Below are 722 nucleotides of genomic sequence, written 5' to 3'. Positions count from 1 at the left end.
CCTACCGGGAATGGCGGCAGCCTTCACCAGTTTGCCTGTACTTGGCGTTCCGGTTCAATCTCGCGCTCTAAAAGGCATGGACTCTTTGCTATCTATTGTACAAATGCCAAAAGGCATTGCAGTCGGCACGTTAGCGATTGGCGAAGCGGGCGCTGCAAACGCGGGCATCTTAGCGGCACAAATCCTAGGTACTCATGACGAAAGCATCATGGCGAAGGTAGAAGCGTTCCGCAATGAACAGACGGAAACCGTACTGGCTAACCCAAATCCAGCTGAGGATTAATCAGATGCATGTACTGGTTCTCGGATCAGGTCAGTTGGCTCGAATGATGTCTCTGGCTGGTGCACCACTGAACATCCAAATCTCGGCTTACGATGTCGGCAACGGTAACGTTGTCCATCCTCTTACCCAACAGGTGCTTGGTCATGGTTTGGAAAGTGCCATTGAACAAGTGGATGCGATCACCGCAGAGTTCGAACATATTCCTCACGATGTACTCGACATCTGTGAATTAAGTGGCAAGTTCCTCCCTAGTACCGCAGCCATCAAAGCAGGCGGTGACCGCCGTGTTGAAAAAGCGCTACTCGATAATGCTGGCGTGCGTAATGCAAAGTACTACGTGATTGAGACACGTGAAGATTTTGAACGCGCAATTGAACATGTTGGCATGCCTATGGTGCTGAAAAGTGCATTGGGTGGTTACGATGGTAAAGGCCAATGG

Annotated in this window: 2 protein-coding genes; both read left to right on the top strand. The window is 50.4% G+C overall.

The window, feature by feature from the left end:
- The coding region (locus R7Z77_RS25480; protein ID WP_318137067.1) for an AIR carboxylase family protein at window positions 1-283 on the top strand (283 nt) is incomplete at its 5' end.
- Window positions 284-287: 4 nt separating this feature from the next.
- Window positions 288-722, top strand: a 435-nt coding sequence (locus tag R7Z77_RS25475; protein WP_318137066.1) for an ATP-grasp domain-containing protein, incomplete at its 3' end; no start/stop codon positions are given.

Source organism: Vibrio sp. 1401, assembly GCF_033340295.1.
The sequence above is the reverse complement of the archived record's forward strand: the minus strand, read 5'-3'. Positions and strand labels throughout refer to the sequence as shown.